This is a genomic window from Paenibacillus sp. TSM33 (assembly GCF_056099025.1).
The window spans coordinates 23,286-38,053 of record NZ_JBLZXB010000011.1 but is presented as its reverse complement, the minus strand read 5'-3'; the positions used below and the strand labels follow the sequence as shown (position 1 = coordinate 38,053).

At 40.8% G+C, this 14,768-nt stretch carries 10 protein-coding genes, 1 rRNA gene and 1 pseudogene; 1 reads left to right on the top strand and 11 read right to left on the bottom strand.

Features of this window, described 5'->3' with window-relative positions; genetic code table 11:
• The 4 genes and pseudogenes from ACN6NF_RS10910 to ACN6NF_RS10895 form a co-directional block, all read right to left on the bottom strand.
• Window positions 1-401, bottom strand: a 16S ribosomal RNA gene (locus tag ACN6NF_RS10910); the annotation flags it as partial.
• Window positions 402-2,463: 2,062 nt separating this feature from the next.
• Window positions 2,464-3,043: pseudogene (locus tag ACN6NF_RS10905) on the bottom strand (recombinase family protein).
• Window positions 3,044-3,404: 361 nt separating this feature from the next.
• Entirely contained in the window at window positions 3,405-4,106 is a 702-nt protein-coding gene (locus ACN6NF_RS10900) for a hypothetical protein (protein WP_474317621.1), read from the bottom strand.
• Between the two features lie 782 nt (window positions 4,107-4,888).
• A complete protein-coding gene (locus ACN6NF_RS10895; protein ID WP_474317620.1) occupies window positions 4,889-6,265 on the bottom strand; it encodes a helix-turn-helix domain-containing protein in 1,377 nt (458 codons plus the stop codon).
• A gap of 591 nt (window positions 6,266-6,856) precedes the next feature.
• On the opposite strand from ACN6NF_RS10895, the gene ACN6NF_RS10890 reads away from it, so the two are divergent.
• Window positions 6,857-7,300, top strand: coding sequence for an AbrB/MazE/SpoVT family DNA-binding domain-containing protein (locus ACN6NF_RS10890; RefSeq protein ID WP_474317618.1), 444 nt, complete (start codon window positions 6,857-6,859; stop codon window positions 7,298-7,300).
• A 308-nt stretch (window positions 7,301-7,608) separates the two neighbouring features.
• On the opposite strand, the gene ACN6NF_RS10885 is transcribed toward ACN6NF_RS10890, so the two are convergent.
• From ACN6NF_RS10885 to ACN6NF_RS10855, 7 genes are all read right to left on the bottom strand, one after another.
• Window positions 7,609-7,737 (bottom strand): hypothetical protein, encoded by a 129-nt coding sequence (locus ACN6NF_RS10885; protein WP_019688372.1) that lies wholly within the window; start codon window positions 7,735-7,737, stop codon window positions 7,609-7,611.
• 209 nt (window positions 7,738-7,946) lie between these two features.
• Entirely contained in the window at window positions 7,947-8,846 is a 900-nt protein-coding gene (locus tag ACN6NF_RS10880) for a copper amine oxidase N-terminal domain-containing protein (RefSeq protein WP_474317623.1), read from the bottom strand.
• Window positions 8,847-9,095: 249 nt separating this feature from the next.
• Window positions 9,096-9,740 (bottom strand): hypothetical protein, encoded by a 645-nt coding sequence (locus tag ACN6NF_RS10875; RefSeq protein ID WP_019688374.1) that lies wholly within the window; start codon window positions 9,738-9,740, stop codon window positions 9,096-9,098.
• A 344-nt stretch (window positions 9,741-10,084) separates the two neighbouring features.
• Window positions 10,085-11,158: a peptidoglycan DD-metalloendopeptidase family protein gene (locus ACN6NF_RS10870; RefSeq protein ID WP_474317616.1), complete on the bottom strand. Its 1,074-nt coding sequence runs from the start codon at window positions 11,156-11,158 to the stop codon at window positions 10,085-10,087.
• Entirely contained in the window at window positions 11,155-11,757 is a 603-nt protein-coding gene (locus tag ACN6NF_RS10865; protein WP_474317615.1) for a hypothetical protein, read from the bottom strand. Before ACN6NF_RS10865 ends, ACN6NF_RS10870 begins: the two co-directional genes overlap by 4 nt.
• Window positions 11,754-14,291 carry a CD3337/EF1877 family mobilome membrane protein gene (locus ACN6NF_RS10860; protein ID WP_474317614.1) on the bottom strand — a complete coding sequence of 846 codons (2,538 nt, stop codon included), beginning with the start codon at window positions 14,289-14,291 and terminating at the stop codon, window positions 11,754-11,756. Before ACN6NF_RS10860 ends, ACN6NF_RS10865 begins: the two co-directional genes overlap by 4 nt.
• Window positions 14,291-14,767, bottom strand: a complete 477-nt coding sequence (locus ACN6NF_RS10855; RefSeq protein ID WP_019688379.1) for a hypothetical protein — start codon at window positions 14,765-14,767, stop codon at window positions 14,291-14,293. The genes ACN6NF_RS10860 and ACN6NF_RS10855 overlap by 1 nt, the downstream gene beginning before the upstream one ends.
• Window position 14,768 lies beyond the last annotated feature (1 nt).

Here is a 14,768-nt window from a genome sequence, read left to right as displayed (position 1 = left end):
CGTCAGGCTTTCGCCCATTGCGGAAGATTCCCTACTGCTGCCTCCCGTAGGAGTCTGGGCCGTGTCTCAGTCCCAGTGTGGCCGATCACCCTCTCAGGTCGGCTACGCATCGTCGCCTTGGTAGGCCTTTACCCCACCAACTAGCTAATGCGCCGCAGGCCCATCCACAAGTGACAGATTGCTCCGCCTTTCCTCCTTCTCCCATGCAGGAAAAGGATGTATCGGGTATTAGCTACCGTTTCCGGTAGTTATCCCTGTCTTGTGGGCAGGTTGCCTACGTGTTACTCACCCGTCCGCCGCTAGGTTAGTTAGAAGCAAGCTTCTAACTAACCCCGCTCGACTTGCATGTATTAGGCACGCCGCCAGCGTTCGTCCTGAGCCAGGATCAAACTCTCCATTAAAAACCAACCGAAGCTGGTTTATCGAAAGAGCGATTAGCTCATTTGAAACTGACGAGATAAAATATCTCATGTTTTTGATTTTGCGAACAAAATCAGTTTACTCACTCGTTGTTCAGTTTTCAAAGATCAATTTTTCATTCGGCTTTTCTTGGGCCGGATAAATAATATATCATACTTTTGTGGTTCATACTACTGGTAAATAATGACTCGTAGATGGTCTTTTAAACTTTTGAACCATTACATCACAGCCTGGCTTACGGCCGGATGAATAATATATCATTTAGGTTTGCTGATTACTACATGTAAGTTATACCAATTGATAAGTGGCTTATCAAAATCATTTCTTTTACTATACTCCTCATACTTTGGAATTTTTCCTTCATTATATGCACTGTGAATCTTTGACCAAATCTACTGCAGTCGAAAGACGCATACGACGTTTTTTTGGTATCTTGCTCAGATTAATCAACATCACATCGGAAGGAGCTTGGTCTTTGGCCAACACGCAAACATAACTTATATCTACTATATGATGCCTCACCCTTTTAGCCATAATGGTCGCCCTTTCGGATTAGATCACTTTCGTGCTGATTAACTTGCTACGATCAGCGCCCAGCGATGCGCTAATTCGTGCTCTACTTTTCCAACCATCCAGCAGCCGCAAGCGACTTTGTGGTAGAGCTATGGTCTTGCCCTAAATCTGAGGCTAATCAAAAAGCGATTAGCCTCTGCAACAGTCATACCTAAACAAATTTTTTCGACTCGTAAAACCTTCAAAATCTCAAAATTCATCATGTTAAATTCCCTCCAAAAATGTGATTTGTGCTGTGCACCTATATATAAAAAAAGCCGATTATAGTTGGCATAAATGCCTGCTACAATCGGCTGTAAGCGCAAAAAAATCCCTTTTTAAACATGCTTAAATAAGCATGAAAAAATAGACCTTGTGCTTTATCCTGTGAAATTCTGCTCTTTGCGCTGATCCCTAAAGGTCGGCAAAGAAAATAAAGTGTTTATGACTTCTCAATGTTATTCGGTAGCTAATGCTCCAAATATAATTTCTTGCAGCTCAAGTAGAGCTGTCGCTTCTCTTCGCTTGATCATTGTCAGCAAAGAATATTAATAGATTTCGTAATGCATTAATTATAAATACTTCCAAACAAAAAAACTACCCATTAAGGATAGCCATACAAGTATATTGAATATGTAAACCTTTTCTGCCTTTTCAGTCATAGCTAACAATATATCATAACTTTATAGAGTATGTAATCTAACGAATATAAGAGTAATTAATAGTAATTTGTACATATAGGTAGATAATCGAATAAGTGTTATTAAAAATAATTATATAAGACCTAAAACAAATAAATACAAGCTATTTCCGATATATTATCTGCTTTAAATATGTACATTTTGATTCTATACTTTAGAGTAGCGCAAGTGTTTCCTCCCTTGTTATTCCATATGAAGGGAGGTGCCCCGTATGGAAGATGCTGTTAAAGTGGCTGAGTTATTGTGTACATTTGGTATTTTTTTAATAGCTACCCTTACTTTTATACTAAAAAAGTAAAAACCCTACCACGCCTAGGAACGTCAAGTAGGGTCATTAGACGACACAAGAGAATAACCTTGCGCCTTTTTATGAAAAGCGATCAGTGTACGAAACTGGTCGCTTTTTTCATTTATTAACAGCATCACTTAAACTACATTAGCAACTAGCGCTAATTACGCTACCACTTTATCTCGCATTTTATCGTTATTATTAGCGCTAATAATAATGTAACGCGTTACGTTTACAGCTTAAATTATAACGAATTTCGTTGACTATAGACAACGTTAAAAACCCTAGCATTCAAGTTCATTGTTTAAATATACAAAGAAATTATTCACAAAAAGTGATTTTACACAGCAAATTCACCTAAAATGATTGAATTTCGTTATTTATGGCCTATTTTAAACTCCAAAATAAATTATTTGCATATAATTCGCTAGACTAGCGCTAGTCTAGTGCTAGTCTAGTGCTAGTCTGTAAGCCATAATTTATGAGCGCTCACTCTAAAGGCTAAGCTTCGTATTCCGCCACAAGACGATAGAATGTTGTGTTACTCATTCCAATCCTCTGCATTGCTTTACGTGCTGTAATTTTATCAGCTTTCCATTCCTGGTACACTTCAATAAATTCTGTAGTAATCTCATGCTTAGGACACCCAAATTTTACTCCTGCAGCTCTGGTCACTTGCGTTCCTTCAGCCTGGCGAATCCAGTTTTTCTTTCTTTCCTGTTCCGCCACGTAAGCCAACATACTTAAAAATTGATCCTCCAACAGTTTTCCGATATCTCCCATTCCTTTGAACTTACGGCTATCGAAGCTTCATTCTCAAGACAGACAATATCTGCACTGACCTCACGAGTAATGTATTTCCATTCACTGACTATCCCATCATAGTTCCTACCCAATCGATCTAAAGCATCCAGATACAGTAGATCGCCTTCACGAAGCATAAGACGCATTGCTTGATACTTCTCCCGTTCAAAGTCCTTACCACTTTGCTTTTCCACAAATATGTATCGTTCTGGGATCCCAAGTTCACGGAATTGAGCAATTGACGTTGATCCTTGCTCGACACCCTTGCATAGCCCATGATTACCATAACAGCCCTCCTAAAAATTCTACCAAAAAGCATGCTTTTAGGAACGCCACATTTCATCAATAATTAATAAAATCAGCACACAACAAAAAGTAGCTCCTGGTTCATAACATCTCAATAAATTTTTTAGAGAACGGCTCCTGCAGATTCATGAGCTTTTTTATTCGCACCAATTATTCCAGTTTATTTTCGAAGATAATAAACTATTAGACTGGGCAGGTGGCGTTAACTAGTGGGAAGGATACCTTCAACATTATTGTTCAAAGGTATAAATTAAATAAATTCTGCCAATAAAACGCGAAAAAAAGGTCACTCACCAGAGTGACCTCACATTATATAGCTCAGTGAATTTTATTTAAACCCGTTTCCAGTCCCCGGTTTTTTTCTCATGTACGATATCCATTTTAATGAGTTTACTTATGTCTGCTGCTAAGTTGGCTCCTGTCATACATGCCCAAAAAGCCTCTTTTGCAGCTATAAGTGCCCCAGGAATTGCTGCAGTCGCTGCAGCAATAGCCCCAGGACCTGATACAGACGTAGCTGTTGCGGCGGCATAAATAGTTTTTCCAGCTACGCCAGCAGCGGTGATAGCACAATTTGTGATATACGTTTTGACTGCATTTTCCACAGTAGACGGATACTTCACGACGATATCGATTCGATGGTTTGTGGTTCTACGATAAATGCAAGGATATGGAATTTTTTGTTCCCACCATCCCCCCCAAGGTTTCTTGGTTTTCACTACTTTATAGCATGTAGAGGTTTTAACTTCAGGAACGTCCAGTCCAAATATCTGTTTTCTATATTCAGCGAGTTCAGGACGAAATTCAACAGCGTCTTGCTCGTCGTCGATGGTATCTAACTCAGAAAACACCGTTCTTGATGATTCATTGACATGACAAAGTCTATGGGGGCACTCGAAATGATATTCGGGGCTTTGAAAAACAATTGCCAACGGATCTGGTAGATGATCCATGATTTGAGTTTGTTGATGAGGATCAAATCCCGTTGAATGTGCAGGATTATAGGGGGGAGAATAAAGTTCATAATTATTCATTTAAATAACTCCTTTAGAATTTTATTGAATACAATTTCAATATATGGTTATAATTGGGCGCTTGTAACTAGTACTTAAAAAAATAACAGTATGGAAACACATATTACTTCGATCGGATCTAGACAGCCTGCTTTTTGTACGTCTAGTGTGGCTAGTCTAATAACTTTATTTTCTTTCAACAACTATTCCTTAAGATCAAACTCAAAAGTGTATCGTACACTTTCAAGCCCCAAGTTCTTAGCTGACTGCGTCTCTGATTACAGATAAGCCGCTGAGAAAATCCAACAATCATCTGGCTCCACCCGGCGGTTGCTCAGCTTACATAAGCAACCGACTTTGGCACGGTTATTATCCTGGATACTACAAGTACAAAAACCTATGCTCCAATTCAGTTAACATTTTTTTACATGACATATGTATTTCATTTTCAAATAAGACATTTTATTGAATAATAATTCATTGTGTGGTGTGGGAAATAGTTTTGCATAGAAAACTACCTATATAAAAATAAAAAGACCAGCCCAAAAGCTGGTCAAGGAAATTATAAATTCGCATGTCTGACTTATGCCCCACCAATATAACCTTGAATCGAAATTACACCAAGAGCTTGTATGCTTAAGCCAGCTGTTAGAAGAAGAACTATCTTTTTTTTCATTTCTTTCCCACACCTCCTGAAATATCAGAATCCACCGATATGGCCTTGAGTCGAAATTGTACCAGGAGACTGATGGTGTTCAAATGAAGCCAGTGCTGATGCTCCAGACACCAGAACAAAGCCAAAACTAACTGCTAAAAAGAAAACCATCTTTTTTCTCATTTTTTTCCCACACCTCCAGAAGCATACTTTGATACTGAACCAGTGTTTCAGGGTCTGCATGAACCCTGAAACGTTCAAACAAACCTGAGCAGTTGGAAATTAGTAGTACATTATTTATTTTAACGGATTTTCCAAAAGCGTGTATAAGACATTTAAAACCGTATGGGTATTTTTCTCTGAACAGATTGTACTTAGCGAGTTTGTACCAAAAACGAGCGTATTCATCTGATAATACCTGCTGAGTGTAAATATCTGTAGCTTCGGGTTCACGGTATGCTGTGATATGAGATTCAAATCGGTCTAAAATATGGTCAATATCTAAATTGTAACGATTAGCTGCTTCAACAACATTCAGAAGTTCGGCAAATATTTCTTTTTCGCCGGATATATACTCCACGTAAATCGGCAGCACACTAACATCCCCAGACATAAGCCTATTTACGTACATATTAATTTTAGCCCAACCTTGGAATAATCCTAACCAATGTAGTGATTCTGGATCTCTTTCTTTTACCCAACTTAAATCAGTATACGCCTTGATGTATATTAGACCTTGTTCGTAATCTCCTCTAGAATCACAAGCGTAAGCACACAACAGGTCTCCGTAAGCTATGTAGGCAAAGAGTGGTCCGTCTTTGGGCTTCTTATGAAATTCTTGTTTCATACCATAACGAAGCTTAGCTCTTTTTCTCATTATCTGGGCCAATTCATATACTTTATTCCACTGACTCAATGCTCGATATAAGTTGGCTAAGTCTTTCAAAGCATCTAATTGGTCCACTTCATCCAGACGATCAATAAAAGGCTCGAATCTAGCAGCAATTTGAAGATTTTGAATCTGATCTTCACCAATCCTGATCGTAAACAAGCGATACTGACAGATTGCCAAGCGCTCTGAATGCTGATGTTTTTCACTCTCGGCTACTTTTTCATACAGATAAGCCGCCGTATCTTTGTATCCTTTGTGAAACGAATCCTCTGCTAGCTCAAAAAGCAATGGAGGATAAGCAGGATTATCCAATAACATACTGACAACTCGCTGTATGCAATCTAACCGATTAAGTTCAACACATCGGTATAAGAACGGGCTTATTTTTCGCCAGTTGAGTGGAAAATCTTCAATACACTCTTCTATATACCGTTCGTAAAAATAATCCGGTGGTAAATTCATTCCCATAGTAATACAGTCCAGTTGGTGAACAGATATAGAACGATTTGATGTCACAATGCCACTAATAGTACCTACGTTTAGATTAATGATGTGACCGAACTCGGTCATGGTTAAGTCTTTCTGTTTTAAGTATTTTACTATTTCTGCCCGAATCGTAGGTGTGTTTTCCATATAAACCACCCTTTCACAACGAACTTAGAATGTGCAAATTTAATAAAATCTGAAAATAGAAATCCTGTAATATAATTAAATATTTTACACTCACCACGATAATACCATCTTTTGGAACAACAATAAATACTTATATTAGGAGAACATTGGATGATGTACGCAAAAATTACAAGGGATTTAGACACCTATGGTAGAATTGTAATTCCCAAAGGGGTACTCATTACATGTGATATTTTTTCGAATGACTCAGTGGAAATTTTCGTAGATGAAGAATCGAGTACGATTTCCCTAAAAAAGTACATTGGACAGTCATGTAAATTTTGCAGTCCACCGAAGAATTAAGCTACTTTAAGGGTTCTCTTATTTGTAAAAGCTGTATCTGTATGCTCAAGCCTCCTTCTACAAATAAACAGGTTTCACAACCAAAGGAGATTATGGCCCAAATGCTCTTAGATTTACATAACAAGCATCCGGCTGCTACACAACAGGAATATGCTGATATGTTGGGTATATCAAAGTCCCGTGTAAGCCAACTACAGAAAATGTTTAGCCAATGAGAGATTGATTATTTAGTTTGAAGGAGGATATTCATTGAAGAATACAGGTATGACACGTCCCTTGGATCAGCTAGGCCGATTTGTTATTCCCATAGAAATCCGGAACACAACAGGGATTGAGATTGGCGATCCTTTGGAATTTTATATGGACGAAGAAAAAGGTTTTTTAGGCATAGGAAAGTATAACGGAGTTTCCTGTAAATTGTGCAGTTCGGCCCAGGATTTAAGCTATTTCAAAAGTTCTCTTTTATGTAGGCAATGTATTCTCGAAATGAAGGGGAACGTAGGCGTTACTCTCATTCCCGTTTCTCCTGTTAAAGAGAAACCAAAAAAAAAGAGAGCCCATCGGCCTACGTTAGAATTGCTTAGAAGTCTACGGAGGCTCATACGTAAGCATCCAGAAGCCAAGCAAAGTCAATATGCCGAATGGCTTGGCGTGTCACAAGGCCGTATTTCCCAGCTTAAAAAGTTATTATAGGTAACGTTCGGATTTTAAAGTTATTATTCGATTGGCCATAACATGAACATTCGTATTTTAAAGCAAATACCTGGATGGCCGTGAGCTGTTCAAAGATCCAGATTCACCTATTTTTGAACAATTACATATAATAAAAAAAATGCCTGCATGATTAGCAGACATTTCATCCTCATATATTTGTGGTATAATGGATATAAATAAAAGTAGCCGTGATGTTAGCGCATCACGGCTACCCGACAAAGGCCGGTGGGCAACCACGGCGAGAATTTCAGAGAATGAAAAACCACCGGATTCCTAGGCTCCCATACCTATTCCCGGTGGTTTTTCTTGTCTCGCGCTTGCTTATAGACGTTTACTAACGTATTTAGGCCAGTCATAATACCGACCAGCTTCAGTACAACATCCAAAAGCTTCAGACACAATTCAAGAGACGACACAGCAGCACCCCCTTTCGGGTAGCTTCGCCGTGTCTTTCCCACCGGTTACCTTGTCCCATTAATTATAACATAAACGAGGTACACGGAAATAGAATTGAAAACAGCAGAATCGCCCTCGATTCGGGGCGATTCTGCTGTTTTTCCAAAGTCAGTCTCCATAATAACATACAATCATTTTGCTCAATTGGACAATGGGGTAAGACACTTAATTATTTCTTTTCCTCCTGCACATTAACAATTAAGTCTGCAAGCTGCTTAGCATCCTGTACTTTATGGGATACAACTACATTCCCCTTTGTGTCTATAATCCCATATTCACCGACCATCCCAACTGATCCAGAGTTATCATTAAAGAAAACAAGTCGTTTAGTTACAGCTGGTTGTTCTCCCCATATACTTTCTATGTCTCCCCCCAAGTATTTAGACAAAGAACTGTGTGTTCCATCCAGCTTAGAAAAAGTCTTTTTTCCCTCCCAAGCTAAGCTCATATAACCATTTTTCAACTCGTAATAATAAATACTATCACTCCAAATAAAATACATCTTAGAAAAATCATTCTCTGGGAAAATATAGCTGAAACTGTCTCCTTCAGGTCGATCCTTGGATACATAGAATTGAACTCTTTGTAGTCCAATAACCCCCAATCTAGCTTTTGCCAAATCACCACTTTGTATCAGCTTTTGTGCATTTTGATCAGGTTTTATAATAGCAATACCATTGTTCTTAGAGTCCCAATCTACAATAGCATTAAAATTCTCGCTAATGAATCTCAAAGGAACATAAGTCGTGCCGTCTTTCATAACTGGAGGAGTGCTAAGGCTTATTTCTTTATGATTCTTGAGGGCAACGTTTTTACCAACAGTTAGCTGCAGACTATCGCTATCATGAGTCACGATTATCGTCTTGCTTTTGCTATTCCAAGCGACTTTATAGCCTCCTAAAGACTCTATAACACGTACAGGTACAAAACTAGTATTCTTTAAAACAATGGGACTTTTCATATTAGTAAGAAGATTCCCATTTGCGTTTAATTGAATGGGCTTCGCCTTTGCACTAGCCATACTTCCTGAAAAAATAAGGAGAACAATAATACTCAAAAAAAGCGTCATTTTCTTCAATATAATTCATCCTTTTCCGTTTTTTTGTATCATCCGTTATTTATTCTAAAGATTTATTTTTCAGAAGTAAAGGCGAGAAACTAAGATGTGGTTGGTAACGATTCTCTATGTTTCTTATGTAATGACTACATATATCGCTTTTCCTCATACAAAGCAATCACGAATAGTTTTCAAAAACACAAGGGTTGGCGTGTAAACTCACACGCCAACCCTTGGTTTTTTACCGATAATGCCTCCTACTTATCCAATATTAGCTGTAAATGATCCTCCACTTAAAGCACTTGCTCTCCAATCCGCAGGACCAGGATTACTTACACCTGCCGGTTTGTGGAATACAGTCGGGCTTCCAGATGTTATTGGAACCCAAGTGTCAGAAGCATTTCTATAGTAAATATTCGATACAGTAACATTACTTTGAGAAACCTTCCATGATGCTAATGGCGGGACGTCTCCAGAAGACTGAAAAGCTCCAAGAACTACACGACAATCATTCATAGTGCCATACCATTCGTTATTACTAGTATAGCTTGGTGAAGATGAACCATTGAGGTAAAGTTTAAGCTTTTTGGTTTCTTGGTCGATAAAAATTTTCACTGTAACTGAATCACCATCACTGTACTGAACAGGCTGATTCATGTCTTTCTTATCACCATTACTTGTGTTTACAAACCAGTGCCATTTGTAAGAACCTCCGCGTAAAAACTCAGGTTTTCGTGCAGTCGAGACACCAATCTCATAACCACCGATGCCTACATAATAGTTAATGTAATCATATTCCCCGCCCAAGTTTTTGGTAGATGGGAGTGTGAATCTTGCTTGCATTCCTCGCCCTGCAGCATTAGATGTAGGGGCATACAACCGTACAAATTTTGCATATTCACCCATAATAAATTCCTCCTATTTATCACGTATCCATACGTGAATGTTTTAGGTAAGTAAATGGATTGATATGGGATAACAAAGCCAAGAGAGTGTATCCCGCACCTCTGACTTGTGAAAATCATTCATTTAATAACCTAAACACATAATATCATATAGCGTAACGTTACGCAATATAATATTATGTGTTTTATTTTTATCTATCGTCTGGCTAATTCTTACTCTATGAAAGGTACTCGGAATATAAATTAATATATCATCTTGCCTAGCGATCCCCACGGTCTTCTCTTCTTCATCTTTGCCTACGCGCACAATAATTTTTTCATTTAGCAAACCGTTCGCCTTCCTCTTTATTTAAGTCCAATATAAGGAGCCGGATTGACATGTGTCCCATTAATAGCTATTTCAAAGTGCAAGTGAGGGCCAGTGCTTCCACCTGTAGAACCACACTTCCCAATCTCTTGTCCAATCTGAATATCTTGGCCTACAGAAACCTCAATAGCCGACAAATGACCGTATGTCGTTCGGTATCCACCACCATGATCTATCCAAATGAACTGACCATATCCTTTTTTCGGATTACTGGCATCCTGCCACCCAGCAAGAGTGACTTTGCCTGCCTTGGCTGCCTGTATAGGGGTTCCCTTGGGACATCCTATATCTACACCTTTATGAGGCTTTCCGACCTGTCCAGTAATGGGATGCACACGCGGGCCAAATGGAGACGTTACATGCCCTTCTACTGGACGTGCAAACCCTCCTTTTCCTGGTTCAACTGTTTCAATAGGTTTATAGCCATCTTGGACATACAAAGTCGCATACTTCATAACCTCGGCCACATATTCCTGACTCTGATTGTATGTGAATACGGCCTTTTCATATTCTCCGTTGGCTGCGCCGTTAGCGGACAGATAATGAGCTGCTGAAAAAATAGCATCCTTTACATTCCACATATCTGCTTTCCCATCACCGTCAGCGTCTACCCCATATCCCCCGTACTTCTGGATCAGCGCCAGGCTCGTTTTTTCTTCCTCAGAAAATTGGCCTTTTCCGTTTGTTCCCTTACAACCGGGCGCTCCCCATCCAACAAACGTACACGGCATAAATTGCATATGTCCCTCGGCCCCAACCTTGGATATCATCGGTTTTAAGGTGGAAAAACGAGTTTCAATGCGGTGTACCGCTGCAAGCAAATTCCAAGGCACCCCATACTTTTCTTCTGCCGCTTTGTAGATGGGAATAAATTCAGCAGGGATTTCATTTTCTGCAATTTGAGATATGGTACCGGCTCCCCAGGAACCCGTTCCTGCTGAAGCTTGTTGACCGCCCCCGATAATAAACAAAGGTATGAGCATGAAAATAGCAAATAACCCGATTGCAAATAAAATAGATAGAATAACCGGAAGTAAAAGCCATTTTTTCATAGGCTCCACTCTCCGGTTCGCACGCCTACATCATCTATTTTCCAAGCTTTATTCTCCCATTTCGCTTTCACTACAAAAAGCAGATAGTTGGTACTGACTTTGCCTGAAGCATCTGTCTGTTGAACCTCTATATCCGCATCCCACCACTGAACAGCTTGTCTAATATCAGCAGGTGTCAGCTCAATATTGGTAACGGTTCGACGCTTCATATCTAAGGTGTACCGCTGCTGAGTGGCAGATACTTTCTTGTAGAAGGATTCAGTCATATACTCTTTCGATTTTTCAATATTGCTATTTGGCTGCTGCTTCACATCCCACGGAATATACGCTTTTAAAAATAACGGGATAAGTTCCTGTGCCAGGCTCATATCTTTTGCGTCAATGGATTTCTTTTCTTCCTGCTTTGAATGATCAGGTGCCGCATACTGGTGTACGCGGCCCGGCGGTTTAGCTGGCTGACTTGCCTTTTTCTGTGTTTCATGGTCAGGAGAGCTAAAAAAAAAGTAACGGATCGTAGCGAAAAGTAGAGCTGCTATGATGATAGAGGCAACAATAATACTAACCCACGGCTTCGCCCGATCAGGAATGTTTGAACTCATGAATCGTCACCTTCCTGATCGTCAGGCTCAACATTTTTAGACTCGGTTTGATCCGAATCCTGCGGAACAGTTGCTTTAGATTTATTTGCAAACAAGTTGGGGATAGCACTTAACCCTTTGACGGTACGTATGCTTTCAGACGGTCTAACAACAGCGCTTGAAGATCCGTTTTGAGATACAACTGGGATAGCTTCCTTACTCCCTCGACTGACCACCTGAGCCAGCTGTGAAGCCATACGAGCTGCCGACAAGGATACACCTGTATTTCCCATTATGACACTTGGCAAGCTGTTAGCTGCACCCACTGGATAAGGACCCATAATAGGCTCTTGTGCAGATGCTACAAACGTATTTTCCTGCTGCGAATCATACAGTTCCCCACCATTGAACCGGGCTTGTTCCCCTCTAGCATGGCTCATAGATCGTCCTGGAGAAGGGATTGACCCTGTTTGTCTATTCTTCCGTTGGCATGCGGCTTGGACCAACTGCGAAGCCGCATGAGCTGCCGACAAAGGTACACCCATTCCACCAGGTATATGAACCGGCATAGGTTCCGTCGAAGGTACTGCGCCTGGAACCGTGGATAAGGCAGGAGACAAAGATTCAACAGGTAAAGTCCCTACACGAAATACCTCGCTTGAATGGCTTGTCTCTGGAACGTCATACGGAATCGGTGCAGCTCCATGAGTAGAAACAGATTCCGCAGCTAACTTGGAAGCAGTTCCGGCAAGCTTGCCTGATGGTTGCGCTGTGGCCGCTGACTCTTGAGCAGCCAATGCCCCCATGACCTGAGCCAACCGCCCTTGCTTCTTAGCGCCAACGGCTTGTCCTCCTGTAGATGTACCTGGAACAAATATAGAATCACTTTTAGGTAGCTCTGTTGTTGAAGGTACTTTCGTATCCTCTCCGTTGTAATCCGCATCCAGGTCATCTGATGGATGAGCCTCATGTTGTTTTGAACTGCCTTCTCCCTTTGAAGCTTTCGCAAGAGATACAACATCGCTGCCCTCTTTATCGTTTAAAGGTACATTTTCTAAAGGTTTTTCACGGCCATCCCCCATCATACCGTCAGCGATAGCCCCGGCTGCGGCTCCAGCGCTTGGGCCACCTGCCATTGTGCCTGCTGCTTGCGCTACGGTACGGACAGCTTTACGCTTCATATCCTTAATTTTAGATGTAATATACTGGTCAGCTCTGGACGCTTCCATAGCCACATTACGCGCCATAGCCCCACCTGCAAACAAAATACGCATCAAACGCTTGCGGATAAAGATGATAATGACTAAAACAATAAACTCAACAACGGCCGTAGCCAAATAAGCATAATTATTAGTGTCAGAAGTCTGGTATACAATGGCCGACATTGTAAAAATAATAAGGGCTAAAATAGACATTGCAACTTTGAGAATCAAAGGTAAAAACAACTCTTCCGCATAGCGCCTAAAAATCCCGCCTTGGTTTGGAAAGGCGGCAATAACCAGGTAAAACGGGGCCACAGCTGCAACACCTAAAAACCAAAACTGAAAGGCCAGAATTGCAATAGCCAAAGCGAAAATAGGAATTGACGTAAACGCATTGACCGTACTGTACAAACCGGAAAATACCAAACGATCCGGCACGGCAGCGTAGGTCATAATTGTATTCGCCCGTTCTTTAATCTCATTATCTTCTATATAAGACTGCCGCTGTTTCCCAGGAGGTATGACCAGCAGCTCATCCACCCTGCCGCTACCAATACTCCCTTCTGAATCGGAACCGTATTGCAAAAACAGATAAGGCCGGTGGATAAACAGATTCCACATGTTGTCGCCTAAAGTCGTCTTGGTATCGGTCTGACCATCACTTGTTAAACCCGATGCAGCTCCCATAACAACAGCCGACATTTCCGTGGTCACGTTGTTGACCGTTTTAAGTGTGGCCGCGTAATTTGAAAAAAACAGCAAAGCCACAACCAGCATCAGTAAAGAATTAGCGGTCATGCTTGTGGCTTGCAGCTGCGCCCGCGCAAAAAAGTATTTATACAAAAAGGCAATGCCGATAGATATACCAATGATCTGTAGCATTTTCCCATAGATTCCTGAACCCATAAATTTACCGCCGGATATCCCCGTCAGTTTCTCCATCACGCCTGAAATGCCATCGATCAGGTCATTCACAATGTCGAATTTAAAGGCAAAATCAAGAACCGACAGCATACCTTTGGTCATAAACACGTTCATCTTAAACATCGTATTAACCATAAAATTCATGCCTTCATAGAACTGGGCCAGGACTTCATCTTTTACGGCATCACCGGAAATCCAGCTCCCAAGGGTACTAAAAAATCCGCCTTCTTCTTCCCCAGGCGTTTTGGATGTAACATCGATTTGGTAATAGGCTTTGGAACCGTCGCTCGTTTGCTCGTGATCCCCGCTGAAGAGATTGTCTGAAATGCCGCCATCATATACCACGTCTGGATCTGCTGCATAAGCTGGCGTAACATGAAGGATGAAAATCAGCAATAATAAAAGAACATGGAGCAGCTTCTTTATCATTACTTATCACCTTCTTTGTTCTCGTGTACAATCACGCCACCTTCCGGATTGGTAATCTTCCGTGAAACATCACGCGAATCGATTTCAGATATCTTCCAGTCTCCTGATTCCTTTTTCATTTCAAGGTAATCTGTAAAATACCCGTTATGCTTGGGACTGTAGTATGTCACCTTGTAGTACATTTCCTTGGCATCATTCGTCCTTTGTTCAAAACGCTGAATGGTGTATCGTTCCCCCATAGCTTTGTACATCCCTGGATTCACATGACGACCATCTTTTAAATTCAGGTAATGCGGATCATCAGGTGACAAGATTTGTTTGAATAAATCATGATTTCCTTCGGTGGTGGCTTCGATATATTTGAGGGCCAGCGCATCAGCAGCGCCAACCTCCGCTGTGTCCTGAGTTGGGGTTTTAGAACAACCTGTGATCAGCAGCAGAACTACACCCAGGACAATCATTATCCGTTTAACCATC

Bases quoted from the DNA above. Each gene is read 5' to 3' on its own strand.
- ACN6NF_RS10880 (WP_474317623.1), bottom strand. From the start codon at position 8,846: ATGACGCTTTTTTTGAGTATTATTGTTCTCCTTATTTTTTCAGGAAGT.
- ACN6NF_RS10875 (WP_019688374.1), bottom strand. From the start codon at position 9,740: ATGGGTGAATATGCAAAATTTGTACGGTTGTATGCCCCTACATCTAAT.
- ACN6NF_RS10870 (WP_474317616.1), bottom strand. From the start codon at position 11,158: ATGAAAAAATGGCTTTTACTTCCGGTTATTCTATCTATTTTATTTGCA.
- ACN6NF_RS10860 (WP_474317614.1), bottom strand. From the start codon at position 14,291: ATGATAAAGAAGCTGCTCCATGTTCTTTTATTATTGCTGATTTTCATC.
- ACN6NF_RS10895 (WP_474317620.1), bottom strand. From the start codon at position 6,265: ATGGAAAACACACCTACGATTCGGGCAGAAATAGTAAAATACTTAAAA.
- ACN6NF_RS10900 (WP_474317621.1), bottom strand. From the start codon at position 4,106: ATGAATAATTATGAACTTTATTCTCCCCCCTATAATCCTGCACATTCA.
- ACN6NF_RS10865 (WP_474317615.1), bottom strand. From the start codon at position 11,757: ATGAGTTCAAACATTCCTGATCGGGCGAAGCCGTGGGTTAGTATTATT.
- ACN6NF_RS10855 (WP_019688379.1), bottom strand. From the start codon at position 14,767: ATGGTTAAACGGATAATGATTGTCCTGGGTGTAGTTCTGCTGCTGATC.